This is a genomic window from Burkholderia sp. Bp9090, assembly GCF_003857985.1.
Taxonomy (GTDB): domain Bacteria; phylum Pseudomonadota; class Gammaproteobacteria; order Burkholderiales; family Burkholderiaceae; genus Burkholderia.
Genome location: NZ_QTPV01000022.1, coordinates 56,953 through 81,698, shown reverse-complemented (window position 1 = coordinate 81,698; position 24,746 = coordinate 56,953). Strand labels below are relative to the sequence as shown.

General features: G+C 66.7%; 22 protein-coding genes. 10 read left to right on the top strand and 12 right to left on the bottom strand.

Annotated elements, in window-relative coordinates:
• Positions 1–302: 302 nt before the first annotated feature.
• Positions 303–2,036, bottom strand: coding sequence for a GMC family oxidoreductase (locus DIE16_RS20580; protein ID WP_260434419.1), 1,734 nt, complete (start codon positions 2,034–2,036; stop codon positions 303–305).
• Between the two features lie 351 nt (positions 2,037–2,387).
• On the opposite strand from DIE16_RS20580, the gene DIE16_RS20575 reads away from it, so the two are divergent.
• A complete protein-coding gene (locus DIE16_RS20575; protein WP_044845224.1) occupies positions 2,388–3,287 on the top strand; it encodes a LysR family transcriptional regulator in 900 nt (299 codons plus the stop codon).
• 240 nt (positions 3,288–3,527) lie between these two features.
• Complete coding sequence (locus DIE16_RS20570; RefSeq protein WP_124893322.1) at positions 3,528–4,061, top strand: class IV adenylate cyclase; 534 nt, start codon at positions 3,528–3,530, stop codon at positions 4,059–4,061.
• 54 nt (positions 4,062–4,115) lie between these two features.
• Here the strand turns inward: DIE16_RS20570 and DIE16_RS20565 are convergent, their stop codons facing one another.
• Complete coding sequence (locus DIE16_RS20565) at positions 4,116–4,601, bottom strand: Lrp/AsnC family transcriptional regulator (protein ID WP_006408082.1); 486 nt, start codon at positions 4,599–4,601, stop codon at positions 4,116–4,118.
• 138 nt (positions 4,602–4,739) lie between these two features.
• Between DIE16_RS20565 and phhA the strand changes: the two genes are divergently transcribed.
• Both phhA and DIE16_RS20555 read left to right on the top strand, forming a co-directional pair.
• A complete protein-coding gene (gene phhA, locus DIE16_RS20560) occupies positions 4,740–5,633 on the top strand; it encodes a phenylalanine 4-monooxygenase (protein WP_221625274.1) in 894 nt (297 codons plus the stop codon).
• Between the two features lie 156 nt (positions 5,634–5,789).
• On the top strand, positions 5,790–6,098 hold the full coding sequence (locus tag DIE16_RS20555; RefSeq protein WP_044845221.1) for a 4a-hydroxytetrahydrobiopterin dehydratase: 309 nt from the start codon (positions 5,790–5,792) through the stop codon (positions 6,096–6,098).
• Between the two features lie 92 nt (positions 6,099–6,190).
• Here DIE16_RS20555 and DIE16_RS20550 read toward each other — a convergent pair whose 3' ends face one another.
• Positions 6,191–6,421: a DUF3717 domain-containing protein gene (locus DIE16_RS20550; protein ID WP_044845220.1), complete on the bottom strand. Its 231-nt coding sequence runs from the start codon at positions 6,419–6,421 to the stop codon at positions 6,191–6,193.
• A 122-nt stretch (positions 6,422–6,543) separates the two neighbouring features.
• Between DIE16_RS20550 and DIE16_RS20545 the strand changes: the two genes are divergently transcribed.
• Together DIE16_RS20545 and DIE16_RS20540 are read left to right on the top strand one after the other, a co-directional pair.
• Positions 6,544–7,236 carry a response regulator transcription factor gene (locus tag DIE16_RS20545; RefSeq protein WP_006401494.1) on the top strand — a complete coding sequence of 231 codons (693 nt, stop codon included), beginning with the start codon at positions 6,544–6,546 and terminating at the stop codon, positions 7,234–7,236.
• A gap of 116 nt (positions 7,237–7,352) precedes the next feature.
• Entirely contained in the window at positions 7,353–8,837 is a 1,485-nt protein-coding gene (locus DIE16_RS20540; RefSeq protein WP_124893320.1) for a sensor histidine kinase, read from the top strand.
• Positions 8,838–8,931: 94 nt separating this feature from the next.
• Here the strand turns inward: DIE16_RS20540 and DIE16_RS20535 are convergent, their stop codons facing one another.
• The 7 genes from DIE16_RS20535 to mnmC form a co-directional block, all read right to left on the bottom strand.
• Positions 8,932–9,462 (bottom strand): SET domain-containing protein, encoded by a 531-nt coding sequence (locus DIE16_RS20535; RefSeq protein WP_124486811.1) that lies wholly within the window; start codon positions 9,460–9,462, stop codon positions 8,932–8,934.
• Between the two features lie 188 nt (positions 9,463–9,650).
• Positions 9,651–10,763 carry an NADH:flavin oxidoreductase/NADH oxidase gene (locus DIE16_RS20530; RefSeq protein WP_124893319.1) on the bottom strand — a complete coding sequence of 371 codons (1,113 nt, stop codon included), beginning with the start codon at positions 10,761–10,763 and terminating at the stop codon, positions 9,651–9,653.
• 203 nt (positions 10,764–10,966) lie between these two features.
• On the bottom strand, positions 10,967–11,677 hold the full coding sequence (locus DIE16_RS20525) for a glutamine amidotransferase (RefSeq protein ID WP_124520510.1): 711 nt from the start codon (positions 11,675–11,677) through the stop codon (positions 10,967–10,969).
• 28 nt (positions 11,678–11,705) lie between these two features.
• A complete protein-coding gene (locus DIE16_RS20520) occupies positions 11,706–12,344 on the bottom strand; it encodes a MarR family winged helix-turn-helix transcriptional regulator (protein WP_044845216.1) in 639 nt (212 codons plus the stop codon).
• 505 nt (positions 12,345–12,849) lie between these two features.
• Positions 12,850–13,965, bottom strand: coding sequence for a YbdK family carboxylate-amine ligase (locus DIE16_RS20515; RefSeq protein WP_006490006.1), 1,116 nt, complete (start codon positions 13,963–13,965; stop codon positions 12,850–12,852).
• Positions 13,966–13,979: 14 nt separating this feature from the next.
• Positions 13,980–15,194, bottom strand: a complete 1,215-nt coding sequence (locus tag DIE16_RS20510; RefSeq protein WP_044845215.1) for a cation:proton antiporter — start codon at positions 15,192–15,194, stop codon at positions 13,980–13,982.
• Positions 15,195–15,869: 675 nt separating this feature from the next.
• A complete protein-coding gene (gene mnmC / locus DIE16_RS20495; protein WP_124893318.1) occupies positions 15,870–17,831 on the bottom strand; it encodes a bifunctional tRNA (5-methylaminomethyl-2-thiouridine)(34)-methyltransferase MnmD/FAD-dependent 5-carboxymethylaminomethyl-2-thiouridine(34) oxidoreductase MnmC in 1,962 nt (653 codons plus the stop codon).
• A 14-nt stretch (positions 17,832–17,845) separates the two neighbouring features.
• On the opposite strand from mnmC, the gene DIE16_RS20490 reads away from it, so the two are divergent.
• Together DIE16_RS20490 and DIE16_RS20485 are read left to right on the top strand one after the other, a co-directional pair.
• Positions 17,846–18,208, top strand: coding sequence for a hypothetical protein (locus DIE16_RS20490; protein ID WP_124486807.1), 363 nt, complete (start codon positions 17,846–17,848; stop codon positions 18,206–18,208).
• Between the two features lie 13 nt (positions 18,209–18,221).
• Complete coding sequence (locus DIE16_RS20485; protein ID WP_006401505.1) at positions 18,222–18,500, top strand: HU family DNA-binding protein; 279 nt, start codon at positions 18,222–18,224, stop codon at positions 18,498–18,500.
• A gap of 134 nt (positions 18,501–18,634) precedes the next feature.
• Here the strand turns inward: DIE16_RS20485 and DIE16_RS20480 are convergent, their stop codons facing one another.
• A complete protein-coding gene (locus DIE16_RS20480) occupies positions 18,635–19,948 on the bottom strand; it encodes a GTP-binding protein (RefSeq protein ID WP_124893317.1) in 1,314 nt (437 codons plus the stop codon).
• 172 nt (positions 19,949–20,120) lie between these two features.
• Entirely contained in the window at positions 20,121–20,570 is a 450-nt protein-coding gene (locus DIE16_RS20475; RefSeq protein ID WP_044845212.1) for a lytic transglycosylase domain-containing protein, read from the bottom strand.
• A gap of 368 nt (positions 20,571–20,938) precedes the next feature.
• Between DIE16_RS20475 and gspD the strand changes: the two genes are divergently transcribed.
• Together gspD and gspE are read left to right on the top strand one after the other, a co-directional pair.
• Complete coding sequence (gene gspD, locus DIE16_RS20470; RefSeq protein ID WP_124893316.1) at positions 20,939–23,248, top strand: type II secretion system secretin GspD; 2,310 nt, start codon at positions 20,939–20,941, stop codon at positions 23,246–23,248.
• Positions 23,245–24,744 (top strand): type II secretion system ATPase GspE, encoded by a 1,500-nt coding sequence (gene gspE / locus DIE16_RS20465; RefSeq protein ID WP_124486804.1) that lies wholly within the window; start codon positions 23,245–23,247, stop codon positions 24,742–24,744. The genes gspD and gspE overlap by 4 nt, the downstream gene beginning before the upstream one ends.
• Positions 24,745–24,746: the final 2 nt, after the last annotated feature.

The window sequence follows — 24,746 nt, the reverse complement described above, 5'->3', positions numbered from 1 at the left end:
CGAGGGTGGTCTCCCGCGCCGACGCGTATGCACACTGCGCAACATTGTCGCGCCGTTGGTGCAGTGCAATCATCGGGATTTGCACTTATAGGGCGGGCTGCCATATCGGGCGCGGCTGAGCGAGAATTTTCGACGCGCTTTTTTGACGCGCGCATCATCAAGGTGCGCATGCTCGCATCGGACGTGCCTGATTGAACGCATGCATGTGACGCTGCGCGTCATGTCGTCGCGCAAAAAAAGCCGCGTGACATAAGCGATAAGCGGGTGCGCGAAGCAATTGCCGTGCGCATCGCCGGCCCGTGTCATTGTGATGCTCGCGCGTCACCTTTGCTTCGCATAGCGAAACAGCGGGCGCTCGGATGACAGCCCGCTGTCGCGCGTGTCAGCGTGGCGTCGTGCGCCGCGCGTCGATCGGCGCGAATCATGTCGCTTGCGCGCTCGGCGATCATCAGCGTCGGCGAATTCGTGTTGCCCGACGTGATGAACGGCATCACCGATGCGTCGACGATCCGCAGCCCGGCGATGCCGCGCACGCGCAGCCGGCTGTCGACGACGGCACGCGCGTCGTCCGCGCGCCCCATCCGGCACGTACCGACCGGATGGAAGATCGTCGTGCCGACCGCGCCCGCCGCTTCGATCAGTTCGGCTTCGGTCCGGTATCGCTCGCCCGGCAGGATCTCCTCCGGACGGTAGCGCGCGAGCGCCGGCGCGGATGCGATGCGGCGCGTGAGGCGCAGCGCGTTCGCGGCGACCTGGCGATCGTGGTCGGTCGACAGATAGTTCGGTGCGATCGACGGCGCCACGCCGGCATCGGGGCTCGCGATATGCACGCTGCCGCGCGAACTCGGCCGCAGATGGCAGACGGACGCCGTAAAGGCGTTGAAGCTGTGCAGCGGCTCGCCGAAGCGCTCGAGCGACAGCGGCTGCACGTGATATTCGAGATCGGGGCGCGTGAGCGCGGGATCGTCGGGATCGGATTTTGCGAACGCGCCGAGCTGCGACGGCGCCATCGACATCGGCCCGCGTTGCAGCAGCGCGTATTCGGCACCGATCATCAGCTTGCCCCACCAGTGCGCGGACAGCGTGTTCAACGTGCGCACGCCTTCGACGCGAAACGCCATCCGCAGCTGCAGGTGATCCTGCAGGTTCTCGCCGACGCCCGGCAGGTCCTGCACGACGTCGATGCCGAGCGCCTGCAGCCGTGCGCCCGCACCGATGCCCGACAGTTCGAGCAGCTGCGGCGAATTCACCGCGCCGGCGGTCAGCAGCACTTCGGCGCGTGCGTGCGCGACGTAGTCGGTGCCGCCGCCGCGATATTCGACGCCGACCGCGCGCCGCCCGTCGAAGATCACGCGCTGCGCATGCGCGCCGGTTATCACGGTCAGGTTCGGGCGCGTCATCGCGGGGCGCAGGAACGCTTTCGACGTATTCCAGCGCACGCCGCGCTTCTGGTTCACCTCGAAATAGCCGACCCCGCTGTTGTCGCCGCGGTTGAAATCGTCGGTCGCCGGGATGCCCGTCTGCTGCGCGGCCTGCGCGAACGATTCGAGGATCTCCCAGCGCAGCCGCTGCTTCTCGACGCGCCAGTAGCCGCCTGCGCCGTGTGCGTCGCTCGCACCCGCGTGGTGGTCCTCGCTGCGCTTGAAGATCGGCAGCACGCTGTCCCACGACCAGCCCGCGTCGCCGGTTTCCTGCGCCCAGCTGTCGTAATCCTCGCGCTGGCCGCGCATGTAGATCATCCCGTTGATCGACGAGCAGCCGCCGAGCACGCGACCGCGCGGATACGACAGTGCGCGGCCGTTGAGCGCCGCCTCCGGCTGTGTCTTGTACAGCCAGTCCGTGCGTGGATTGCCGATGCAGTACAGATAGCCGACCGGGATGTGGATCCAGTGATAGTCGTCCTTGCCGCCCGCTTCGAGCAGCAGCACGCGGATCTCGGGATCCTCGGTCAGGCGGTTCGCGAGCACGCAGCCTGCGGTGCCCGCGCCGACGATCACGTAATCGAATTCGCCCTCGAGCGTGCGTTGAGTCGTCACGACGTGTCTCCTGTCGACCCGAGTTAGCGCTTCAGCGCTTACTCGGGTCCCATGGCGTGGTTGGATGGAGTTGGCGCTTCAGCGCTTACTCCATCCCCACGGCGGTCGACTCGAGTTAGCGCTTTAGCGCTTACTCGGGTCCCATGGCGTGGCTGGATGGAGTTAGCACTTCATCGCTTACTCGTGCCCCATGCAAAGCGCATTGTTGTGTCCCGCGCGGCGCAATCCCGCGCGTCGTTTTCAGCATAGTGCGTCGCGGGCGACGCGATCGATGAAGCGTACTCCGCCTGCCGTCCACCGATCCAATGAGTTATGCTGAACTGCGTTATAAGCTGCACTCATATCACGACGATGGATCTCACCCTGCTCCGTGCGTTCGCGACGGTCGCCCGCGAAGGCAACCTGACGCGCGCCGCCGTGCAGTTGCACCTGACGCAGCCGGCCGTCAGCCTGCAGATCAAGCATCTGCAGGAAACGCTCGGCGTCACGCTGTTCACGCGCACGTCGCGCGGGCTCGCGCTCACACGCGACGGCCAGACGCTGCTGCCGCACGCGGAGCGCGCGCTGGCCGCAGCCGCCGACGTGCAGCGCGCCGCTGCCGCGCTGCGGCACGAGGTGCGCGGCCGGTTGCGGATCGGCACGATTCTCGACCCCGGTTTCCTGCGGCTCGGCGGCTTCCTGCGCGCGCTGGTCGAAACCCATCCGCAGATAGAAACCGCGCTGCGGCACGGGATGTCCGGCTGGGTGCTCGAGCAGGTGCGCGCGCGGGCGCTCGACGTCGGCTACTACATCGGCCGTCCCGGCGAGGACGAGCCGCGCGACGACACGCTGTTCCACACGGTCACGCTCACGCGTTTCCAGTACCGCGTGCTCGCGCCGGCCGGCTGGAAGGAGCGCGTGCAGCGCGCGCACGACTGGCGCGCGCTCGCCGCGCTGCCGTGGATCTGGACGCCGCCGGCGTCCGCCCATCACCGGCTGCTGTCGCGGCTGTTCGCGGCGGCCGGCGCGCAGCCGGTGAAGGTCGCCGAGGTCGACCAGGAGCAGTCGATGCTCGATCTCGTGAAATCGGGGATCGGGTTGACGCTCGCGCGGGACTCGACCGCGCTGGCCGAAGCGCACGCGCACGCGCTGACGATCGTCGAACGCGTGACGGTGCCGACCGAGCTGACTTTCGTGGCGCTCGTCGAACGGCGCGACGAACCGGCAATCGCGGCCGCGCTGCGACTGATCGAGACGCAGTGGGCGATATGAGCGTGGCTGATGTCGGTGTGACGGGTCGTGCAGTGGACTTTTGCGGCTGACTTGCGGATCTTGCGGATCTTTCAAATCGCCAACTCGCCCGCGCATGACCGGCGAAAATCACATACGAGCCCCAATCGCCCGCTCCGCGTCGCGTTGCCGCGCGCCGGTCGCTCGTCACGCCACCATCGCAGGCTTTTTGCTAGATTGTCCGTTCGCACACCGCGAGACCCCTGATTGAAGGAGACCCGCATGGCCCGCAACATCGAGATCAAAGCCCGCGCCCGCGCATTCGACCAGCTGCGCGAACGCGCCGCGACGCTCGCAACCGAAGCACCGCTCTTCTACCGCCAGCAGGATTTCTTCTACGACGTGCCGCGCGGCCGGCTGAAGCTGCGCCGCTTCGAAGACGGCACGCCGGCCGAACTGATCTTCTACCAGCGCGACGATCGCGACGGTCCGAAGGCGTCGTACTACACGCGCAGCCCGGTCACGAACCCGGACGCGATGCACTCGCTGCTCGCGACCGCGCTGACCACGCGCGGCATCGTGACGAAGGAACGGCACGTGTACCTCGTCGGCCGCACGCGGATCCACCTCGACCGCGTCGACGGCCTCGGCGACTTCATCGAACTGGAAGTGGTGCTCGGCCCCGACGACGACGAAGCCGGCGGCGAAGCCGAGGCGCATGACGTGTTCGCGAAGCTCGGCGTGGCGCACGAGGATCTCGTCGCGGTCGCGTACGTCGACCTGCTGAACGCCGACGCGCAATCCGCAGCGGCCTGATCGAACCCTATCCGCGGCGGCGCCTTGCGCCCCGCCGCCAGCCCTGCCGCCGCGTCACGCGGCGCCGGGCGCCAGGTGCGCGAGCGGCAGCGCGCCATTGCGCTTGAACGTCGTCAGCACGATGTTCGAGCGCACGCTGTCGACGCCCGGCACGCGCATCAGCTTCTTCATCACGAACTGCGACAGCGCGTTGAGATCCGGCGCGACGATCCGCAGCAGATAGTCGGCATCGCCCACCACTGCATGGCATTCGAGCACCTCGGGCAGCACGTCGATCTGCTGCTGGAACTGCTCGATGATCGAATCGCCGTGGTGCTTGAGCTTCAGGCTCGTGAACGCGGTGACGCCGAGCCCGAGCTTTTCGGGGCGCAACATCACGCGATAGCCTTCGATCACGCCGGCCGCCTCGAGCCGCTGCAGCCGCCGGCCGATCTGCGATGGCGACAGCGGCACCTCCTCGCCGAGCTGCTGGTGCGTGGCGCGGCCGAAGCGCTGCAGCACGTCGAGAAGCGCGAGATCGAAGTGATCGAGTTCCAGCATGAGCATTCTCCGCATTGATTCCTGTTTTGATGCGCGATTATCGCATCATCAAGCGAATCAACGCCATCTTTGCGCCCATTCCGCATGTCCCCCGCTCTACACTTGCATGGTTCCCATCACAGCGTGCAGAGCCTCACCATGTCCACCGTCGTCACCGCGAAACTGCAGGAGCAGTTCGATGCGGGCCTCGAAACCCGCGCCGATTTCACCATCGACCAGCCGATCGAACGTTACGGCCAGGTCGACCACGCGGTGTGGCAGCAGCTCTATGCGCGCCAGTCGGCGCTGCTGCGCGGTCGCGCGTGCGACGCGTTCGTCGCCGGGCTCGGGAAGATCGACCTGCCGGCCGATCGCGTGCCGTCGTTCGCCGACCTGAACCGCCAGCTGAAGCCGGCCACCGGCTGGGAAATCGTCGCGGTGCCGGGCCTCGTGCCCGATCGCGTGTTCTTCGAGCACCTCGCGAACCGGCGGTTTCCGGTCACCTGGTGGATGCGCCGCCCGGACCAGCTCGACTACCTGCAGGAACCCGACTGCTTCCACGACCTGTTCGGCCACGTGCCGCTGCTGATCGAGCCGGTGTTCGCCGACTACATGCAGGCCTACGGCCGCACCGCGCTCGCGGTCGCGGACGACGAAGCGGCGCTCGCGCGCCTGGCACGCCTCTACTGGTATACGGTGGAATTCGGCCTGATCCGAGACGCGCAGGGCACGAACGGGCTGTCGATCTACGGCGCCGGGATCGTGTCGAGCAAGGGCGAGAGCCTCTACAGTCTCGAAAGCGCGGCGCCGAACCGGCTCGGTTTCGACCTCGAGCGCGTGATGCGCACGCGGTACCGGATCGACACGTTCCAGAAGACCTACTTCGTGATCGACGATTTCGCGCAGCTGTTCGCGCTGGCCGACGTCGACGGCCGCGCGCTGGCCGACCGGCTGGCCGCGCTGCCCGAATTCGCGGCCGGCGCGGTATGCGATGGCGATCTCGTGCTGCATCGCGGCACGGGAGAAGGCTGGCCGGACGACGCGGACGCGTAAGGCCGCGGGCCACGCCGGCGTGATTCGTGCACCGGCGCCCGCCTTCCGATGCCCGTCCCCGAATGCCCGTCGCCCAACTATGAAACAATGACCGGTACCGGCTTTGCCGCGTGGCCTTTGCCCGCGTGCGGGCGCCGTTACCGAACGAGGTGCAACATGATCCACAAGCTCACATCAGAAGAACGCAAGACCCGGCTCGAAGGCCTGCCGCACTGGACGGCCGTGCCGGGCCGCGACGCGATCCAGCGCAGCCTGCGCTTCGCCGATTTCAACGAGGCCTTCGGCTTCATGACGCGCGTCGCGATCAAGGCGCAGGAAATGAACCACCATCCGGAATGGTTCAACGTATACAACCGCGTCGACGTGACGCTGTCGACCCACGATGCGGACGGCCTGACCGAGCGCGACATCGCGCTCGCGACGTTCATCGACCAGGTGTGCGCACATACCCAACCGGCCGCCTGAGGTCGTCCTCTACCGCCGCGCGTCTTTCGACGCGCGGCGCGTCAACTTTTCATTTCGATGAACGTTTTCTAGGATGTACTCAGCGAAAGCCTTCAACTTTCCAAGCCATCCTTAAGGCGCACGTAAGTCTCGTATGCTTTCCGCGCCCTGGGGTCCAAACCTTCCAGTTGCAGCGCGCTTGCGCGCTGTACAATCAGCAGCGCATACGGCTTGGAGAGCGCGCTGGCCTCTTCGCAGAGTTTGAGTTCGTCGCCGCTCGACGGCGAGCGGGCGCGCCAGAAATTGATCGCGGCTTCGAGGTCGTGGATCGAAATATCGGACATGATTGGATTTAATCGTTCGCTGGCCGCCATGCTTGATGTCAGGCGATGCGGCGCCCCTGTGGAAACGGCGTCGTGCTGTCCGCGTGCCTGAACCGCCAACCCATTGTACTTGAGCGAACTTCATGCGACTCCTTCTGATCGAAGACGACCGCCCCATCGCACGCGGTATCCAGAGCAGCCTCGAGCAGGCTGGCTTCACCGTCGACATGGTGCATGACGGCATCTTTGCCGAACAGGCGCTGGCACAGAACCGCCACGAACTCGTGATCCTCGACCTCGGCCTGCCGGGCATCGACGGGATGACGCTGCTCACGCGTTTCCGCCAGACCAACCGCCACACGCCGGTCATCGTGCTGACCGCGCGCGACGAACTGAACGACCGGATCCAGGGCCTGAACTCCGGCGCCGACGACTACATGCTCAAGCCGTTCGAGCCGGCCGAGCTCGAAGCGCGCATCCGCGCGGTGATGCGCCGCAGCGGCCCGCACAGCGACATGCCGCGTCCGGAAGTGTCGCTCGGCGGCGTCCGCCTGTCGGGCGTCGATCGCCGCATCTTCAACGACGACAAGCCGCTCGAACTGTCGCCGCGCGAATTCGCGGTGCTGGAAATGCTGCTGCTGCGTCACGGCCGCGTCGTCAGCAAGGCCCAGCTGCAGGATCACCTCACGCACTTCGGCGGCGATCTCGGCGACACCGCAATCGAAGTCTACGTGCATCGCGTGCGCAAGAAACTCGAGCAGTGCCGCGTCGAAATCGTCACGGTGCGCGGCTTCGGCTATCTGCTGCAGGAAATCCGCCAGACCGCGAGCGTCTGAGCGGCGCCGCACGCCGGCCGGCCGCGTGCCGCCGGCGAGCCGCCCTGCCCGCGTCGCCGTCCGGCGCACGTCCGCGCCGCTCCCCGTGAGCGGCGCTTATCCATTTGCCCGTCGAAATGTCTTCTGATCCGGCTGTGACCACCAGCCTGCGCCGCTCGCTGCTTCGGCGCCTCGCCGCGCCGCTGTCGATGCTCGCGCTGATGAGCGGCCTGATCGCCTACTGGCTCGCGTGGCAATACACGCAACACGTGATCGACCGCTCGCTCGCCGATCTCGCGACCGCCATCTCCAAACAGATCCAGATCGCCGGCCCCGACGCGCCCTTCACGGTGCCGCCGCTCGCGCAGGCGATGTTCTCCGATCCGGCCGAGGCGCTGATCTACCGGATCAGCGACGGCGAGCAGGAACTCGCCGGCGATCCGAAACTGCCGCTGCGGGGCATCAACGTGCGCCGCATGCATCACGCGTACGTGTTCGAGGCCGAGTACGACAACCGCGCGGTGCGGGTCGCGCAGGTGCGCGTCGAGGAAGTCGACGGCGGCCGGCCGATGGTGGTCGAGGTCGCGCAGCCGGTGCGGCACCGTTACCGGATCGCGGCCGAATTCCTCGTCGCGATCATGATGCCGCTGCTGCTGCTGCTGCTCGCGGGCTGGGGCATCGTGTGGCGCGTCGTCAACCAGCAGCTCGGCCCGCTCACGCATCTCGCCGATTCGCTGAACCGGCAGACCCACACGTCGCTGGAGCCGGTCGACGAAACCGACGTGCCGCTCGAGATCCGGCCGCTGACGAGCGCGATGAACGCGCTGCTCGGCCGCCTGAAGACCGCGCTCGACGCGCAGCGCAAGTTCATCGCCGATGCCGCGCACCAACTGCGCACGCCGCTCACGGCCGTGAAGCTGCATGCCGAGCAGGCCGCCGTCGCGCGCGACCCGCAGCAGACCTATGCCGCGGTGCGCGAACTGCGCGCGGCCGCCGACCGCGCGGTGCGGCTGTCGAACCAGCTGCTGTCGCTCGCACGCGCGGAGCCGGGCGAACAGGCCGCGCGTTTCGTCGACGTCGACCTGGCCGCGATGGCGTTCGAGACGGGTGCCGAATGGGTGCCGCGCGCGCTCGCGTCGCATGTCGACCTCGGCTTCCAGCGCAGCGACGATCCCGGCGAGGACGAAACGCTGAACGTGCGCGGCAACCCCGTGCTGCTGCGCGAGGTGATCGCGAACCTGCTCGACAATGCGTTGAAATACGTGCCGCTCGCCCGGCCGCACGGGGCGCGGATCACGGTGAACGTCGCGCGCGGCGCGCTCGAGACCGGCGAAGCGGCCGCCGAGATCGTCGTCGAGGACAACGGCCCGGGCGTGCCGGCCAATCAGCAGGCCGACCTGTTCAAGCGCTTCTTCCGTGGCGACGCGCAAAGCGGCAACGGCGTCGAGACGGGCGCCGGGCTCGGGCTCGCGATCGTGCACGACATCATCGCGATGCACGGCGGCACGGTGTCGTACGAGGATGCATCGGAAGGCGGTTCGCGCTTCGTGGTGCGGGTGCCGCTCGCCAGGCGCACCGGGAAGCCGGCGAGCGAGACGCCGGCCGCCGCGCCGACGCACTGAGGCAGGCGCGGCGAACCCTCGTCAGGCTCGATGGACGGCCGCGCGGCGGCCGTCCGGCGGTGAAGCAGCCGCGCGCGATGCGCGGCCTCACCGGTCACTTCTTCTTTTTCTTGTCCTTCGCGCCGGACTCGGACTTGCCGTCCTTCCTGTCCTTCTTCTTTTTCTTCTTGCCGTCGTCGTCCGGCGTGGCGAGCAGCGTGCCGCGGCATGCGGTCGCGCCGCAATGGCACGCGTATTCCCGCTTGAGTTTCTTCGTCAGCTTCTCGTCGATCACGAGGCCGTAGTCGTAGAACAGCTCTTCTTCCGGCCCGATGTCGCGCAGTGCGTGGATGAACACGCGGCCCTTGATCTCCTCGGCCTCGCAGTTCGGCGCGCACGAATGATTGATCCAGCGCGCGCTGTTGCCGTCGATCTTGCCGTCGATCACCCCGCCCTCTTCCAGTGCGAAGTAGAACGTATGGTTCGGCTCGTTCGGGTCGTGCGGATGGCGGCGCAGCGCTTCCTTCCACGAAATTCGCTCGCCCTTGTATTCCACTACGCGTTCGCCGGCCTTGATCGGCTCCACCGCGAACACGCCCTTGCCGTGAACTCCCGAGCGGCGTACCGCGATCCTGCGTGAACTCATCGAACGAATCCTTTGAAGACGACTTGAATGGAAGACGGCCGCGCTGTCGTTTTGCGCGGCCCTGCGTCGCGCAAAACGAAAACGCGGCACCGGTCGGTGCCGCGTCGGGACATGCGGCGAATCATCCGCATCCTACACGTTCAAGATTGCTTCGCTCAACATCGCGCGCAATATTGCGCGCATGACGCTCAGCGCTGGCCGAATGCGATGTCGCCGAACAACGCCTTGTGCTCGCGCGGCTGAGAACGCCAGTACTGCGGCGGCGCCGACACCTGCGCGCCGAGCTCGGCAGCCGCATGCCACGGCCAGCGCGGGTCGTACAGCATCGCGCGCGCCATCGCGACGAAATCGGCGTCGCCCGACTCGATCAGCCGGTTCGCATGCGCGGGATCGTTGATCAGGCCGACCGCGATCGTCGGCATCCCGACCGCGCGCTTCACCGCCTGCGCGAACGGCACCTGGTAACCGGGCGACAGCGGAATCTTCTGTAGCGGCGACACGCCGCCGGACGACACGTCGATCCAGTCGCAGCCGCGCTGCTTCAGCTCGTGCGCAAACGCGATCGTGTCCTCGAGTTCCCAGCCGCCCTCGACCCAGTCGGTCGCCGACACGCGCACGCCGACCGGCCGGTCCGCCGGAAACGCCGCGCGCACGATCTCGAAGATCTCGAGCGGAAAGCGCATCCGGTTTTCGCGCGAGCCGCCGTATTCGTCGGTACGCTGGTTCGCAAGCGGCGACAGGAACTGATGCAGCAGGTAGCCGTGCGCCGCGTGCACCTCGATCGCATCGATGCCGAGGCGCGCGGCACGCTTCGCGGCGGCGGCGAACGCGTCGCGGATCCGGTTCAGGCCGGCCGCGTCGAGCGCGAGCGGCGGCGTCTCGCCGTCCTTGTGCGGCAGGGCCGACGGCGCATGCGGCAGCCAGCCGCCATCGGCGACGGACACGAGCTGGCCGCCCTTCCACGGCACCTCGCTCGACGCCTTGCGCCCCGCGTGCGACAGCTGCATCGCGACGCGGACCGGCGAATGTTTGCGGATCGCCGCCAGCACGGGCCTGAGCGCTGCTTCGGTCGCGTCGTCCCACAAACCGAGGTCGCCGGCCGTGATGCGCCCGTCGGGTTCGACCGCGGTCGCTTCGATGCAGAGCAGGCCCGCGCCGGACAGCGCGAGATGGCCCAGGTGAATCATGTGCCAGTCGGTCGCCTCGCCGCGCTCGGCCGAGTACTGGCACATCGGGGAGATCACGATCCGGTTCGGAAGGGTCACGCCGCGCAGCGTGAACGGGGAAAACAGCGCAGTCATGGAGGCCGCTCGCCAGGAAAGGGAAACAGCGGACGAGCGTAGCATGCGGGCTCGAAGCCTGCTGGCGGCCGGTTCGGCAGTAAGCGGATGGTCAGGTAGCGCCGGCGTACCGCCGGCAGCGATGCCGCGCGCACACGGCATGCAGCGGCGCGCCGGCCGGCAAGGCCTGCGGGCCGGTCACGCGCGGTGCCGCTCGCTCGGGATCAAAGCCCGACGCTGTCGAGCCACTCCGCGAACATGCGTCGCGCGGCCGCCTCCAGCGCGGGACCGTGCTGCACGGTGTCGGCGCGCAACTGGCGTGCGTCGATGCCGGGCGTCGACGCGATTTCGCCGGCGTTGCCGATCAGCCAGGGTTCGAAGCGGTCGGCACGGATTTCGGGATGGCATTGCAGCGCCAGCACGTGCTGCCCCCACGCGAACGCCTGGTGGCGGCAGGCCGGTGTCGAGGCCAGATGGATCGCGCCGCCCGGCAGGTCGAACGTATCGCCGTGCCAGTGCAGCATCGAGGTCGCCGCGCCGTCGAGATGGCGCAGCGGCGACGCGCGGCCCGCGTCGGTGAGCGTCAGCGGCGCCCAGCCGAGTTCCTTCTGCGCAGCCGGATAGACGCGCGCACCGAGCGCGCGGGCGATGAACTGCGCGCCAAGGCAGATGCCGAGGATCGGCAGCCCGGCGTCGATGCGCTGGCGCACGAGCGCCGTGAGCGGCGCGATCGACGGATACTGCGCGTCTTCGTACACGCTGAGTGGCCCGCCGAGCATCACGAGCAGCGCCGGCTTGAGCGCGTCGAGCACCTCGACGCGCGACGCGCCGACGTCGACGTAGCGCACCCGCCGCCCGCGCGCCCCGAGCACCTGCTCGAAGCTGCCGAGGTCCTCGAAATGCACGTGGCGGATCGCCACCACTTCAGCGTTCATCATCGGCCTCCCGGTCGATCGACGGACGTCAGCCGGCGAACACCTTCCAGGTCTTCTTTTGCGTTGCCGCGTCGGCTTCTTCGTGCACCGAACAGTCGAGACGCAGATCGCTGTCGGCCATCGACAGGTCGAGCGCCGCGCAGTGATGCACGGTCTTCTTCGACTGCTTGCCCGGCTGGAAATGCGTGCACGTCAGGCACATGCGCTGCGGCGGCGTCGCGCCGGCCACCTGCAGTTCGCGCAGCGTCTTCAGCAGCGCGCGGTACAGCGCGCCCTGCTCGTCCGCGCCGAGCTTGCCGACCGCCTTCGTCAGGAATTCCGGCCATTGCAGCGCCTTCTTCGCCGCGGTACGGCCGCGGGCCGACAGGCGCACGGCAAGCGCGCGGCCGTCGTCCAGCGCGCGGCGCTTCTCGACGAGCCCCTTCGTCTCGAGCGTGCTGACCGCATCGCTGGTGGTCGCAGCCGTGAGCTGTGTCTCGCGCGCGATCTCGCCGAGCCGCATCGGGCCCTTGCGTTGCAGCAGCAGCACGAGGATCTCGCCCTGCGTCGGCGTGAGGCCCGCGCCTTCCGCCCAATCCCATGCCTGGCTTCGCATGGCCGTACTCAACCGCAGCAAGCTGTGGGTCACACGTCCCGAAGCCTGATTCCCGTAAACGCCTTCGCTCATAGTCTTTTCGCTTTGCCGCCGCCCGGATTGCCGAGCAGCCGTAGTGTGGAGATCGAATGTCTATCTCAAAACAGACGCTCATCGAGGAGCGTCGACACGGCCGTCGCGAGGCACACGCGGCGGTCGCGTTCGCGGCGACCGGTGAGACACAGGTCATTCCGGTGTCCGCAAAGCCGACATTCTAAGCGAGAGCGGAAAATCGCACAGCTAAGTTATCCCCTTCATTCTGTGGAAAATCGCTGGATAACCGGATTTTTTCGTTGTGCCGGCAATCCCTGCCGGCCTCACGGCGCAACGCGCAAACATTTTCCTGTTCGAATCGGCCATCGTGCGGCTGGTGGCAATCCACCGGGTTATCCATACCGCAGTGCGTTGACTTTGCAGCGGAATATCCAGTTATCCACAGATTTTCAGGAGGACTGGCGACGCGGAACGCCCGAATCGGCGTCGACCGGCATTCAGCGAATCGCCGCGCGGTCGAGCCTGTAATCTGCAAAACATTTTTTCATTCACGCCAGCGCAGGCACTGCTGGCGGACCGTCTCGTTCAGCGATTTTTCCTGTTTGAAAACGGTTCTCAACCACGATGCGTCATTCACGCGCGCCTTCGCGAGCGCACCGATCTCGTCGAGTGCCGCGCGCGAGCCGAGCGCGGCCGCATGCGGCGCGATCCGGTCGAGCGTGTCGAGGATGTCTTCCGCGATCGTGCGGCGCTCACCTGTCTGAGGATTGACGCAGGTGCCCTCGAGCCCGAAGCGGCAGGCTTCGAAACGGTTGAATGTGTAGACGAGATAGTCGTCCTCCGACAGCTTCAGCGGCCGGTCGGTCAGCAGGTAGCGCGCGAGCGTCTGGATGTAGCACGCGATCGCGGCCGCGCGGTCGACCGACAGCGGCGTGTCCATCACGCGCACCTCGATCGTGCCGTAGCCGGGCTTCGGCCGGATGTCCCAGTAAAAGTCCTTCATCGAGTTGACGACGCCCGTGTTGACCATCTTCGTGAAGTACTCCTCGAAGCTGTCCCAGGTCAGCACGAACGGCGCGCGGCCCGACAGCGGGAACGCGAACACCGAATTCAGGCGCGCCGAATGGAAGCCGGTGTCGACGTTCTGCACGAACGGCGACGACGCGGACAGCGCGATGAAGTGCGGAATGAAGCGCGACATCGAGTGCAGCAGGAACAGCGCGCTGTCCGGATCGGGACAGCCGATGTGCACGTGCTGGCCGAACACGGTGAACTGCTTCGCGAGATAGCCGTACAGCTCGGAGATGTACTGGAAGCGCGGCGCGTCGTAGATCTGCCGGTCGCTCCATTGCTGGAACGCGTGCGTGCCGCCGCCGGCGAGCCCGACGTTGAGCTGGTCGGCCGCCTTCACCAGCACGTCGCGGATCGCGTGCAGCTCGGAGACCGCCTGCTCGTGCGAATGGCAGATGCCGGTCGACAGCTCGATCATGCTCTCGGTGATTTCAGGCGTGATGTTGCCGGGGAAGGTCTCGCCCTGGATCAGGCGCATCAGGTCGGATGCAGCCTTGGTGAGGTCGTAGTTGTGCGTGTTGACGACCTGGATCTCCAGTTCGACGCCGAACGTGAACGGTTCGGAATTGACGAAGGTTTCGAGTGCCATGGCAGGTTCCGGAATCAGTTTCTGTCGCTGCGTTCGCTGACCGCCGACAGGCAGCGGTAGACGACGAACGGGCTGACGAGCTGCAGGATCACGATCGTGCACATCACGATCGCGCGCAGGTGCGGGTCGAAATTCGGATAGAGCTGGTAGGTGTCGTCGACGAGCAGGTACGACAGCGCGGACATCGGCGTCAGCGCGATGCCGAGCGCGACGCCCTGCTTCATCCCGAGCCCGCTCGGCTTCGCGAACGCGACGACGCCGGCGAGCTTGGCGGCGAGCCGCGTGACGATCAGCGCGATTGCGAGCAGGCCGCCGAGCGCGATGTCGCCCCACGTGAACGACGTGAGCGTCAGCACGAACAGGATCACCGTCAGCAGCCAGCCGGCCGTGCCGAAATGCTCGGGCCACAGCTGCGGCCGCGCTTCGAGGTTCTTCACGATGATGCCGGCGAGCAGCAGCGTGAGCAGCGTCGACAGCTTCAGCGCCTGCGCGACCGCGATCGCGAGCATCACGAGCCCGAACAGCGCGACGAACGAATGCTCGTCGCGCATCGTCGCGGTCATGTGACGGAACAGGTAATTGCACGCCCGCGCGACCAGGTACGCGACGATGAACGAACCGGCGATCAGGTAGGCGGGTTGCAGGATCGTCGCGAAAACGTTCCCGTACGCTTCCTGGTGGAGCCAGCTCGTGACGAGCTTGGTCAGCACGATCGCGTACACGCTGTTCAGCGCGGTCAGCGTGATGAGGCGCTGCGACACCTGCCCTTCCGCGCGCAGCTCGGTCTTGAGCTGGATCACCATCGACGGCGACGTCGCGATCGCGATCGCCGACAACACGAGCGCGACCATGCCCGACACGCCGAGCGCGAGCATCACGAACAGCACGAGCACGAACGTCAGCGTCGCCTCGGCCAGGCTCGACGCAATGAGCCACGGATTGCGGCGGATCCATTTCAGGTCGAGGCGGCTGCCGAGCTCGAACAGCAGCAGGCCGAGCGCGACGTCGATCAGCAGCCGCGAGGTTTCGTCGGTGCTCGCGTCGATCACGCCGAATCCGAACGAACCGGCGATGAGACCGATCACCGCATACCCGGTGATGCGCGGCAGCCGCCATGCGCGATAGCACAGCTCGCCACACAGACCGGCCGCGAACAACGCGAGCCCGGCCCAGAACACGGCATCCGGCGCGAGCGGCCAATTGGGCAGGAATGAGAACGCCGACTTCATCGTGGTGACTTCTCCTTTGGAAGCAATCGCCAGCGGCGCGGGGTCAAGCGTCAGAAATGAGATGCGCGCCGGCTGGGTATCGCCCCGAGTGTGAATGTTGTGGTCGACGACGGCGGGACATGGGATCCGCCTCTTTCCGCCATCCGGCGGAACTGTCGTTCAGGCTGCCGATCTGGATTGTCGGCCTGGTGTGTGAACGGACTGCGCAGTCTCGATGATTCAGATTCGAAATCGAGCCGACCGTTCCATTGAAGCATGTCCGGCGCTTGGCCGAACGAACGCGAAGGAAACCGATTGTGCCACAGCTTTTTCGCTCCGGAACCGATTGAATCGACTCGCGGCGCTGTGAGGCACCACAGGTCTTTGGTTTCAATGGTTTACTTGTATATATACGTAGTAGAAGTTAACAAGGCGCTCACAGTTCTGTGGATAACTTCGGTTTACGCAACAAGATCAAGGCGTTGGCGCGGCCATAAGTCGTTGCACAGGCTGTTTGCTCACAGAGGTTTGAGTTGGGCAACTTTCGGGCCGTTTCACAGCTGTGCCGAGTTGCCCAGTTTACGTCCACTGTGATTGCACACGAAGTGCGTGCGGATTTCGCGCGGTTATCCACAGCGTCGCGTGGATAACCTTGCGCGAAAAAATCGAAGGACTGTGAGGATTCGGCTGACGAGATCAGCCGATCTGGCGGCCGCGCAGCGCGCGGATCAGGAACCGGGCCGGGTCGACGGCATCGGCGAGTTCGCGCTCGAGCGGCAGCGGCTCGCCTTCCAGTTGCGACGCGATCAGTTCGGCGCCGAGCGCGGCCCACACGAGGCCGCGGGAACCGTAGCCGAATGCGCCGTACAGGCCCGCGGTGCGCGGCAGGTCGCGCGCCCTCGCACCGCTCAGCGCGCGTGCGTTCGCGACGGCCTGCGCTTCGTCGGCGAGCGGGCCGATCACCGGCACGCGATCGGCGACGACCCAGCGAAACGCGACGCGCCCGCGCAGCGTATCGACGTCCGGCAACTCGCCGATCAGGCCGGGCAGCAGATGCCGGACGCGCTCGATATTTTCGATATGCCCGGCGCCGCGCATCGCCGGATCGAGGTCGTCGGGTTCGAACGTCGCGCCGATCAGCAGCGTGCCGTCGTCGAGCGGTACCGCATAGCCGTCGCCGATCGCGGGGCACGGCAGCGGTGCCGTGCTGCCGGGCGGCAGCAGCGTGAGCTGGCCGCGCACCGGCTGCAGCGCGACGTGCCGCAGTCCCGCGAGACGCACGGCGTCGCCGGCGTTCGCGAGCACGACGACCGGCGCCTCGGCGAGCGTCGCGCCTGCCGCGTCGACGGCGCGCCACGTGTCGCCATCGCGCTCGAGGCGCGCGACTTCGGTGCCGGCGAGCAGTGTCACGCGTTCACCGGCCGCCGCGACTTGTGCGGCGCAGACCCCGGCCGGCCAGACGGCGCCGCCGTGCGGAAACAGCAGGCCGCCATGTGCGACCGGCAGGTTCAGATGCGCGCGCGCGGCGTCCGTGTCGAGCAGCGACACGTAGTCGGACGGTGCGCCGAGCGCGTCGAACGCGTCGCGCATCCGCACGAAATCGTCGGCCGATTCCGCGAGATGGATCATCCCGCGCGTGCTGCGCGCGAACGCATGACCCGCATGCTCGAGCGCGCGCCAGCGTGCGAGCGCATGCAGGAAACCGCTGCGCGTGAGGCGGCTCGCGACGTTGTCGTCGCGCGTCATCAGTGGATGGAATACGCCGGCCGGATTGCCCGATGCGTCGCTCGCGATCCGCGCGTGCCGCTCGATCAGCGTGACGTTCCAGCCGCGCGCGGCGAGCCGTTCGACGACCGCGCAGCCGGCCAGCCCCGCGCCGATCACGATCGCGTCGCGCGCGGCAACCGGCAACGCGCGCGGCGGTTCGTGCCGGCGCATCCGCCAGCGCGGTGCGTATTCGCCCGCGAGCATCGCGAACTTGCCGGCCAGCCCGGCCATCTTGCGATACGTGAAACCCGCTTCGAGGAGCGCTTGTTTCACCACGCCCGCGCTCGAATAAGTCGCAAAGGTCGCCTTCTCGGCGGCGATACGTGCGAGCGCGCGGAACACGTCGGCCGACCAGAGATCCGGGTTTTTCGCGGGCGCGAAACCGTCCAGATAGAACGCATCGGCGCGGGCGACCAGTTTCGGCAGCATCTCGCACGCGTCGCCCAGCGCGAGCGTGAGCACGACCCGGCCAGCGTCGAATTCGAGGCGATGAAAACCGGGAACGAGCATCGGCCACGCATCGGCGAGCATTTCTGCTTCCGTCGATATAGTTGTGTTCGCAACCATATGGGACAGTGCCAGGCGCAGGTCATCGCGCGAAAACGGATGCTTCTCGAACGACACGAAATGCAGCCGTTCGCAGCGCGCGGGATCGTCGCGCCAGGCGGCCCAGGTCGCGAGGAAGTTGACGCCCGCGCCGAACCCCGTCTCGACGATCGTGAACGTGCGCCGGCCTTGCCAGCGCCCGGGCAGCGCGTTGCCCGCGATGAACACGTAGTTCGCCTGCGCGAGCGCGCCCGCGACGTTGTGATAGATGTCGCCGTACGCGGGCGAGATGAGGGTGCCGTCGTCGCGGAACGCGAGCGTGGCGGGAACGAGTCGGTCGGGCATGCGAAACAAAAAACGTGGCAGCCAAGCCTGGCAAGGGATTGCGCGGAGGCGTCCGGCGGGTCGTTGGCAAAAACCAACGGCGTTGCGCGGCGGCGGACCCGGCTGCGTATCCCGTCCGGTTGGCGCAGGTCAAAAAACGGGCAATCGACGATTCATTCGGCGAAATACCGATGAAAATCTTTGAAACCCTTGTCGTTATTGGGTTTGCGCTGCGCTATCATAGCAACGCCGTACCGCGGGGTGGCCTTCCGGCAAACCGGACGGCACGTCGCGCGGGCCAGGATTCGGCGCTGTGCCGTCGAAGTCTGACTCTCGACGGCACGGTTCGCGCACGTATAATCGGCGCGTTCGCGCTGTTCGTGTCAAACCTAACCTGAAAAAGGAACCTTAATGAACAAACAGGAACTGATCGACGCCGTCGCCGCCCAAACGGGCGCCAGCAAGGCTCAAACCGGCGAAACGCTGGACACGCTGCTCGAAGTCATCAAGAAGGCCGTGTCGAAGGGTGATGCGGTTCAGCTGATCGGCTTCGGCAGCTTCGGTTCGGGCAAGCGCGCAGCACGTACGGGCCGCAACCCGAAGACCGGCGAAACCATCAAGATCCCGGCAGCCAAGACGGTCAAGTTCACGGCTGGCAAGGCGTTCAAGGACGCCGTCAACAAGCGTTAATCCAGCGCCTGTTCCAGGAAAAAAACCCGCCTTTCGGCGGGTTTTTTGTTGGGCGCGCGCGGCATTTTTGCCACAGTTCGCGCCCCTCTTGCAAGATTTAACGGTTGCCTGTCGCAGGCCGTTTTTACCGCGTATTACGCGTGCACGATCTGCGTGTCGCCGGGATCGTCGTCGTCGTGCGCATCGACATCCCACACCGGAAACGGATCGTCGAACGTGCTCCATTGCGCCGCACCGAGCGCGAATTCCGCATCGGTGAGCAGGCATGCGTCGAGTTTTGCGCGCCATGTGTCGGCATCGAGCCCGATGCCGATCAGCACCAGTTCCTGACGGCGATCGCCGACCGAGCGGTCGTCGAGGTCGCCCTGCCACTCCGTGCGAATTTCGGCGAGCAACTCGTCGTCGTCCGGCCATTCCGCGCGATCCTGCGCGGCCCACCAGAGGCCCGCCGGGCCATGCCGGCATACGCCGCCCGCCTGCGACAGCGAGCCCGCGATGTCGTTGCGCGTCGCGAGCCAGAAGAAGCCCTTGCTGCGCAGCACGCCCGGCCACTCCTGATGCAGCAGCGCCCAGAGCCGTGCCGGATGAAACGGCCGGCGCGCGCGGTAAACAAAATTGCCGATGCCGAATTCGTCGGCTTCGCCATGCACGTGCGCATGATGCGGATCGTGGCAGTCGGGATCGTCGCAATGCGTGTGATCGTGATCGAGCGACGCGAGCCAGCCCGGCGCGTTCGCGGCCTCGTCGAAATCGAAGCGGCCGGTGTTCAGCACTTCCTCGAGCGGCACGTTGCCGAACGTCGACACGACCTGGTGCGCGCGCGGGTTGAGCCGCGCGAGGATGTGCTGCAGGCGCGCGAGTTCTTCCGCGCCGACGAGGTCGGTCTTGTTGATCACGAGCACGTCGCAGAACTCGATCTGCTCGATCAGCAGCTCGACGAGCGTGCGATCGTCTTCGTCCGATGCGGCGATGCCGCGCGTCGCGAGCGCGTCGTCGGAACCGTAGTCGCGCAGGAAATTGTAGGCGTCGACCACGGTGACGAGCGTGTCGAGCCGCGCGACGTTCGACAGCGATGCGCCGTCGTCGTCGACGAACGTGAAGGTTTCGGCGATCGGCATCGGCTCCGCGATGCCGGTCGATTCGATCACGATCGCGTCGAAGCGGCCATCCGCCGCGAGATTGCGGATCTCGACGAGCAGGTCGTCGCGCAGCGTGCAGCAGATGCAGCCGTTCGACATCTCGACCAGGCGTTCCTCGACATGCGACAGCGCCTGCGCATCGCGTACGAGCGACGCGTCGATGTTGACCGCCGCGAGATCGTTGACGATCACGGCGACTTTCATGCCCGCGCGGTTCGCGAGGATGTGATTGAGCAGCGTGGTCTTGCCGGCGCCGAGGAAACCGGACAGCACTGTGACGGGCAACGGCTGATTCATTGCCGGATTCATAACGATTTGCACCAACGGAAAAGAGGGAAAAGCGGCCGCGGCGCCCTGACGGGGCGCGATCGGCCCGGAGCCGGTCGCCCGGGGCCGGTCGAAACCGCGGCGTGAGATCCGCATTGTGCATCAAACGCGCGCCGGCCGGCCGAGCGGCACGGCGTCGGCCCGCGGCGCGGCGTCACTGCTCGGGCGGCATCAGCTTCCACTGCGTCAGGATCCCGGCGATCTGCCGCGCATACTTGTCGCGCAGCGACGGCGTTTCCGAATGATAGGCGCCGACGGCCTGCCATGTGTTGCCGTAGCGATTCATCTTCTGGCGCAGGTGCCACGCGGCGATGTAGACGTTCTTGCACGGCTGCATCAGCGTGTCGCGGCCGATGCCGTAGCGCGACAGCGCCGGCAGGTGGATCGAATTGATCTGCATCAGGCCGTAGTCGACCGAGCCGTTCGTATTCTTGTTCAGCGCGTCGGGCCGGTTGTGCGACTCCTGCCACGCGATCGCGCGCAGGATCAGCGGATTGACCTTCTGGTAGCGGGCGGCCTCGTCGAAACAATCCGCGCGTGCGCTTCCGCAGGCGAACCACACGCCGGCGGCGATCAACGCGATCGAAGCGAACCGTCTGTTCATGGTGCGGAAAACGAAAGGAATGGGCGCAAGGATCGGGAAAACCCGTGTCCGTTATTCGTGCGACTGGAAACGTGCCGCCCGTATCATACCGAGAGTCCGTCACGTGGCGACATGCGAACGACGGCTGCCCGTTTATACCGCATTTTCGTGTCGATTCATCGCAAAAACGACGGCGACGGACGGCATGCCGGGGCGGCGCCGAAATCTTACATATTGCATACGGCGCGCCGGATACATGTCGTATGTGAGACAGTCCTCGGCTCAATGTGATATTTCGGACATGAAAAGCTGCTAATGTCGCCTCTTTCGGACCTGGATCCCAGCACTACCGCCGGAAGTGGCCTGAGCCGGCATCGACCCATTCATCCATGACAAGAAATCGCTTCGTTATGCGGCGCATCGCGACGACCCTGATCGTCGCCGGCATCATCGTCTCGCAGGCCGCCTACGCTCAGGTCACGCTCAATTTCGTGAATGCGGACATCGACCAGGTCGCCAAGGCGATCGGTGCCGCAACCGGCAAGACCATCATCGTCGACCCCCGCGTGAAGGGGCAGCTCAATCTCGTGGCCGAACGGCCGGTGCCGGAAGACCAGGCGCTGAAGACGCTGCAGTCGGCGCTGCGCATGCAGGGCTTCGCGCTCGTGCAGGATCACGGGGTGCTGAAGGTCGTGCCGGAAGCCGACGCGAAGCTGCAGGGCGTGCCGACCTATGTCGGCAATGCGCCGCAGGCGCGCGGTGACCAGGTCATCACGCAGGTGTTCGAGCTGCGCAACGAATCGGCGAACAACCTGCTGCCGGTGCTGCGGCCGCTGATCTCGCCGAACAACACGGTCACCGCCTACCCGGCGAACAACACGATCGTCGTTACCGATTACGCGGACAACGTGCGCCGCATCGCGCAGATCATCTCGGGCGTCGATAGCGCCGCGGGCGCGCAGGTCCAGGTCGTGCCGCTGCGCAATGCGAACGCGATCGACCTCGCCGCGCAACTGCAGAAGATGCTCGACCCGGGCGCGATCGGCAACAGCGACGCGACGCTGAAGGTGTCGGTCACGGCCGACCCGCGCACCAACTCGCTGATGCTGCGCGCGTCGAGCGCGTCGCGCCTCGCGGCCGCGAAGCGCCTCGTGCAGCAGCTCGACGCGCCGAGCGCGGTGCCCGGCAACATGCACGTCGTGCCGCTGCGCAACGCCGACGCGGTGAAGCTCGCGAAGACGCTGCGCGGGATGCTCGGCAAGAGCAGCGGCGACAGCGGTTCGTCGGCGTCGTCCAACGACGCGAACAGCTTCAACCAGGGCGGCGGCTCGTCGCAGAGCGGCAACTTCTCGACCGGCACGTCGGGCACCCCGCCGCTGCCGTCGGGCGGCCTGGGCGGTTCGTCTTCTTCGTCGGCCTACGGCGGCAGCGGCTCGTCCGGCGGCGGCCTCGGCACGGGCGGCCTGCTCGGCGGCGACAAGGACAAGAGCGGCGACGACAACCAGCCGGGCGGGATGATCCAGGCCGACGCGGCCACCAACTCGCTGATCATCACCGCGTCCGATCCCGTTTACCGCAACCTGCGCTCGGTGATCGACCAGCTCGACGCACGGCGTGCGCAGGTCTATATCGAAGCGCTGATCGTCGAGCTGAACTCGAATACGTCCGGCAACCTCGGCATCCAGTGGCAGATCGCCCAGGGCCAGTTTCTCGGCGGCACGAACTTCAGCGCCCCCGGTACGCCCAGCGGCAACATCCTCGGGGTGTCGGGCGCGGTTGCCGCCGGTGGTACGGCGGGGCTCGGCGCGCTGGGGCAGACGCTCCTGCCGGGCCTGAACGTCGGCTGGCTGCACAACATGTTCGGCGTGCAGGGCCTTGGCGCGCTGCTGAATTATTTCGCGGGCGTGAGCGACGCGAACGTGCTGTCGACGCCGAACCTCATCACGCTCGACAACGAAGAGGCGAAGATCGTCGTCGGCCAGAACGTGCCGATTCCGACGGGGTCGTATTCGAACCTGACGAGCGGCAACACGAACAACGCATTCAATACCTACGATCGCCGCGATGTCGGCCTCACGCTGCACGTGAAGCCGCAGATCACCGACGGCGGCATCCTGAAGCTGCAGCTCTACACCGAGGATTCGGCGGTCGTCACCAGCACGTTGACCGCCACGACCGGCCCGACCTTCACCAAGCGCTCGATCCAGTCGACGATCCTGGCGGACAACGGCGAAATCATCGTGCTCGGCGGCCTGATGCAGGACAACTACAACGTGTCGAACAGCAAGGTGCCGCTGCTGGGCGACATCCCGTGGATCGGCCAGCTGTTCCGCTCGGAATCGAAGAACCGACAGAAGACCAACCTGATGGTGTTCCTGCGCCCGGTGATCATCACCGACCGGCAGACCGCGCAGGCGGTGTCGGCGAACCGCTACGACTATATCCAGGGCGTCACGGGCTCGTATAAGTCTGACAACAACGTCATGCGTGACAAGGACGATCCGACCGTTCCGCCGATGCCGCTCGGCCCGAGCGAAGGCGGCTCGGCACTGAACCTGTTCGACCTGACGAAGATTCGCCGCCAGCAGCAGGGCCCGCAGCCGGCGCAGCAGGCGCAACCGGCCGTCCAGCCGCAAGCCGTGCCGCAGCAGCAGATGCAGCAACAGCCGCTGACGGTGCCGTCGGGAGCCTCGCAGTGACCGACGTGCTCGCGTCCTCCGCCCACGACGGCGCGCCCGGCGAACGGCAGCCGCCGTCGCCGCTCGCCGCGCGCCTGTTGCCGTACGGCTTCGCGAAGAGCGGCCAGGTGCTGATCGCGCACCAGCTCGACGACACGCTCGAGGTGTGGATCAGCGAACGCACGAACGATGCGGCGCTCGCCGAAATCGCGCGCAACTTCGGCTCGATCTCCGTGCATCGCGTGCCGGCCGACGAGCTCGCGCAGGCGATCAACCAGGCCTACGCGCGCCAGGACGGCAGCGCGGCGCAGATCGTCGGCGAGGTCGAAGGCGAAGTCGACCTGTCGCGGCTGATGCAGGACATCCCCGAAGTCGAGGATCTGCTCGAATCGGAAGACGATGCGCCGATCATCCGGATGATCAACGCGCTGCTCACGCAAGCGGCGCGCGAACAGGCGTCGGACATTCACATCGAGCCGTTCGAGAATGCATCGGTCGTGCGGTTTCGCGTCGACGGCACGCTGCGCGACGTCGTGCGCCCGAAGAAGGCGCTGCACGGCGCGCTGATCTCGCGGATCAAGATCATGGCGCAGCTCGACATCGCCGAGAAACGCCTGCCGCAGGACGGCCGCATCACGCTGCGCGTCGGCGGCCGGCCGGTCGACGTGCGGGTGTCGACGCTGCCGACCGGACACGGCGAGCGCGCGGTGCTGCGTCTGCTGGAAAAGGATGCGCAGCGCCTGAACCTCGAAGCGCTCGGGATGGGCCGCGACACGCTCGTCCAGTTCGACAAGCTGATCGCCCGCCCGCACGGGATCGTGCTGGTGACGGGCCCGACCGGTTCGGGCAAGACGACGACGCTGTATGCGTCGATGTCGCGGCTCGAAACGGCGACGACCAACATCATGACCGTCGAGGATCCGATCGAATACGACCTGTCCGGCATCGGCCAGACGCAGGTGAACGAGCGGATCGGGATGACCTTCGCCCGCGCGCTGCGTTCGATCCTGCGCCAGGACCCGGACGTGATCATGATCGGCGAAATCCGCGACCTCGAAACCGCGCAGATCGCGGTGCAGGCGTCGCTCACGGGCCACCTCGTGCTCGCGACGCTGCACACCAACGATGCGGCGTCCGCCGTCACGCGCCTGACCGACATGGGCGTCGAGCCGTACCTGCTCGCGTCGTCGCTGCTCGGCGTGCTCGCGCAGCGCCTGGTGCGGCAGCTGTGCCCGGTCTGCAAGGAAGAGCGGCAGGAGGAAGGCCGCACCGTGTGGCATCCGGTCGGCTGCGACAAGTGCGGGCATTCGGGCTACACGGGCCGGCGCGGCGTATACGAACTGCTGGTGGTCGACGATTCGATCCGTACGCTGATCCACCGCAACGCGGCCGATGCGGAGATTCTCGCCGCGGGCCGCGCGGAAGGGATGCGCACGCTGCGCGACGACGCCGAGCGCTGGCTCGCGGCCGGTGCGACGTCGCTCGAGGAAGTGCTGCGCGTGACGGGAGGCGCATAGCG

Excerpts from the sequence above, each read along its gene's own strand:
- DIE16_RS20575 (WP_044845224.1), top strand. The coding sequence starts at position 2,388 with ATGGATCTCACCCTGCTCCGTGCGTTCGCGACGGTCGCCCGCGAAGGC.
- DIE16_RS20570 (WP_124893322.1), top strand. The coding sequence starts at position 3,528 with ATGGCCCGCAACATCGAGATCAAAGCCCGCGCCCGCGCATTCGACCAG.
- DIE16_RS20565 (WP_006408082.1), bottom strand. The coding sequence starts at position 4,601 with ATGCTGGAACTCGATCACTTCGATCTCGCGCTTCTCGACGTGCTGCAG.
- phhA (WP_221625274.1), top strand. The coding sequence starts at position 4,740 with ATGTCCACCGTCGTCACCGCGAAACTGCAGGAGCAGTTCGATGCGGGC.
- DIE16_RS20555 (WP_044845221.1), top strand. The coding sequence starts at position 5,790 with ATGATCCACAAGCTCACATCAGAAGAACGCAAGACCCGGCTCGAAGGC.
- DIE16_RS20550 (WP_044845220.1), bottom strand. The coding sequence starts at position 6,421 with ATGTCCGATATTTCGATCCACGACCTCGAAGCCGCGATCAATTTCTGG.
- DIE16_RS20545 (WP_006401494.1), top strand. The coding sequence starts at position 6,544 with ATGCGACTCCTTCTGATCGAAGACGACCGCCCCATCGCACGCGGTATC.
- DIE16_RS20540 (WP_124893320.1), top strand. The coding sequence starts at position 7,353 with ATGTCTTCTGATCCGGCTGTGACCACCAGCCTGCGCCGCTCGCTGCTT.
- DIE16_RS20535 (WP_124486811.1), bottom strand. The coding sequence starts at position 9,462 with ATGAGTTCACGCAGGATCGCGGTACGCCGCTCGGGAGTTCACGGCAAG.
- DIE16_RS20530 (WP_124893319.1), bottom strand. The coding sequence starts at position 10,763 with ATGACTGCGCTGTTTTCCCCGTTCACGCTGCGCGGCGTGACCCTTCCG.
- DIE16_RS20525 (WP_124520510.1), bottom strand. The coding sequence starts at position 11,677 with ATGAACGCTGAAGTGGTGGCGATCCGCCACGTGCATTTCGAGGACCTC.
- DIE16_RS20520 (WP_044845216.1), bottom strand. The coding sequence starts at position 12,344 with ATGAGCGAAGGCGTTTACGGGAATCAGGCTTCGGGACGTGTGACCCAC.
- DIE16_RS20515 (WP_006490006.1), bottom strand. The coding sequence starts at position 13,965 with ATGGCACTCGAAACCTTCGTCAATTCCGAACCGTTCACGTTCGGCGTC.
- DIE16_RS20510 (WP_044845215.1), bottom strand. The coding sequence starts at position 15,194 with ATGAAGTCGGCGTTCTCATTCCTGCCCAATTGGCCGCTCGCGCCGGAT.
- mnmC (WP_124893318.1), bottom strand. The coding sequence starts at position 17,831 with ATGCCCGACCGACTCGTTCCCGCCACGCTCGCGTTCCGCGACGACGGC.
- DIE16_RS20485 (WP_006401505.1), top strand. The coding sequence starts at position 18,222 with ATGAACAAACAGGAACTGATCGACGCCGTCGCCGCCCAAACGGGCGCC.
- DIE16_RS20480 (WP_124893317.1), bottom strand. The coding sequence starts at position 19,948 with ATGAATCCGGCAATGAATCAGCCGTTGCCCGTCACAGTGCTGTCCGGT.
- DIE16_RS20475 (WP_044845212.1), bottom strand. The coding sequence starts at position 20,570 with ATGAACAGACGGTTCGCTTCGATCGCGTTGATCGCCGCCGGCGTGTGG.
- gspD (WP_124893316.1), top strand. The coding sequence starts at position 20,939 with ATGACAAGAAATCGCTTCGTTATGCGGCGCATCGCGACGACCCTGATC.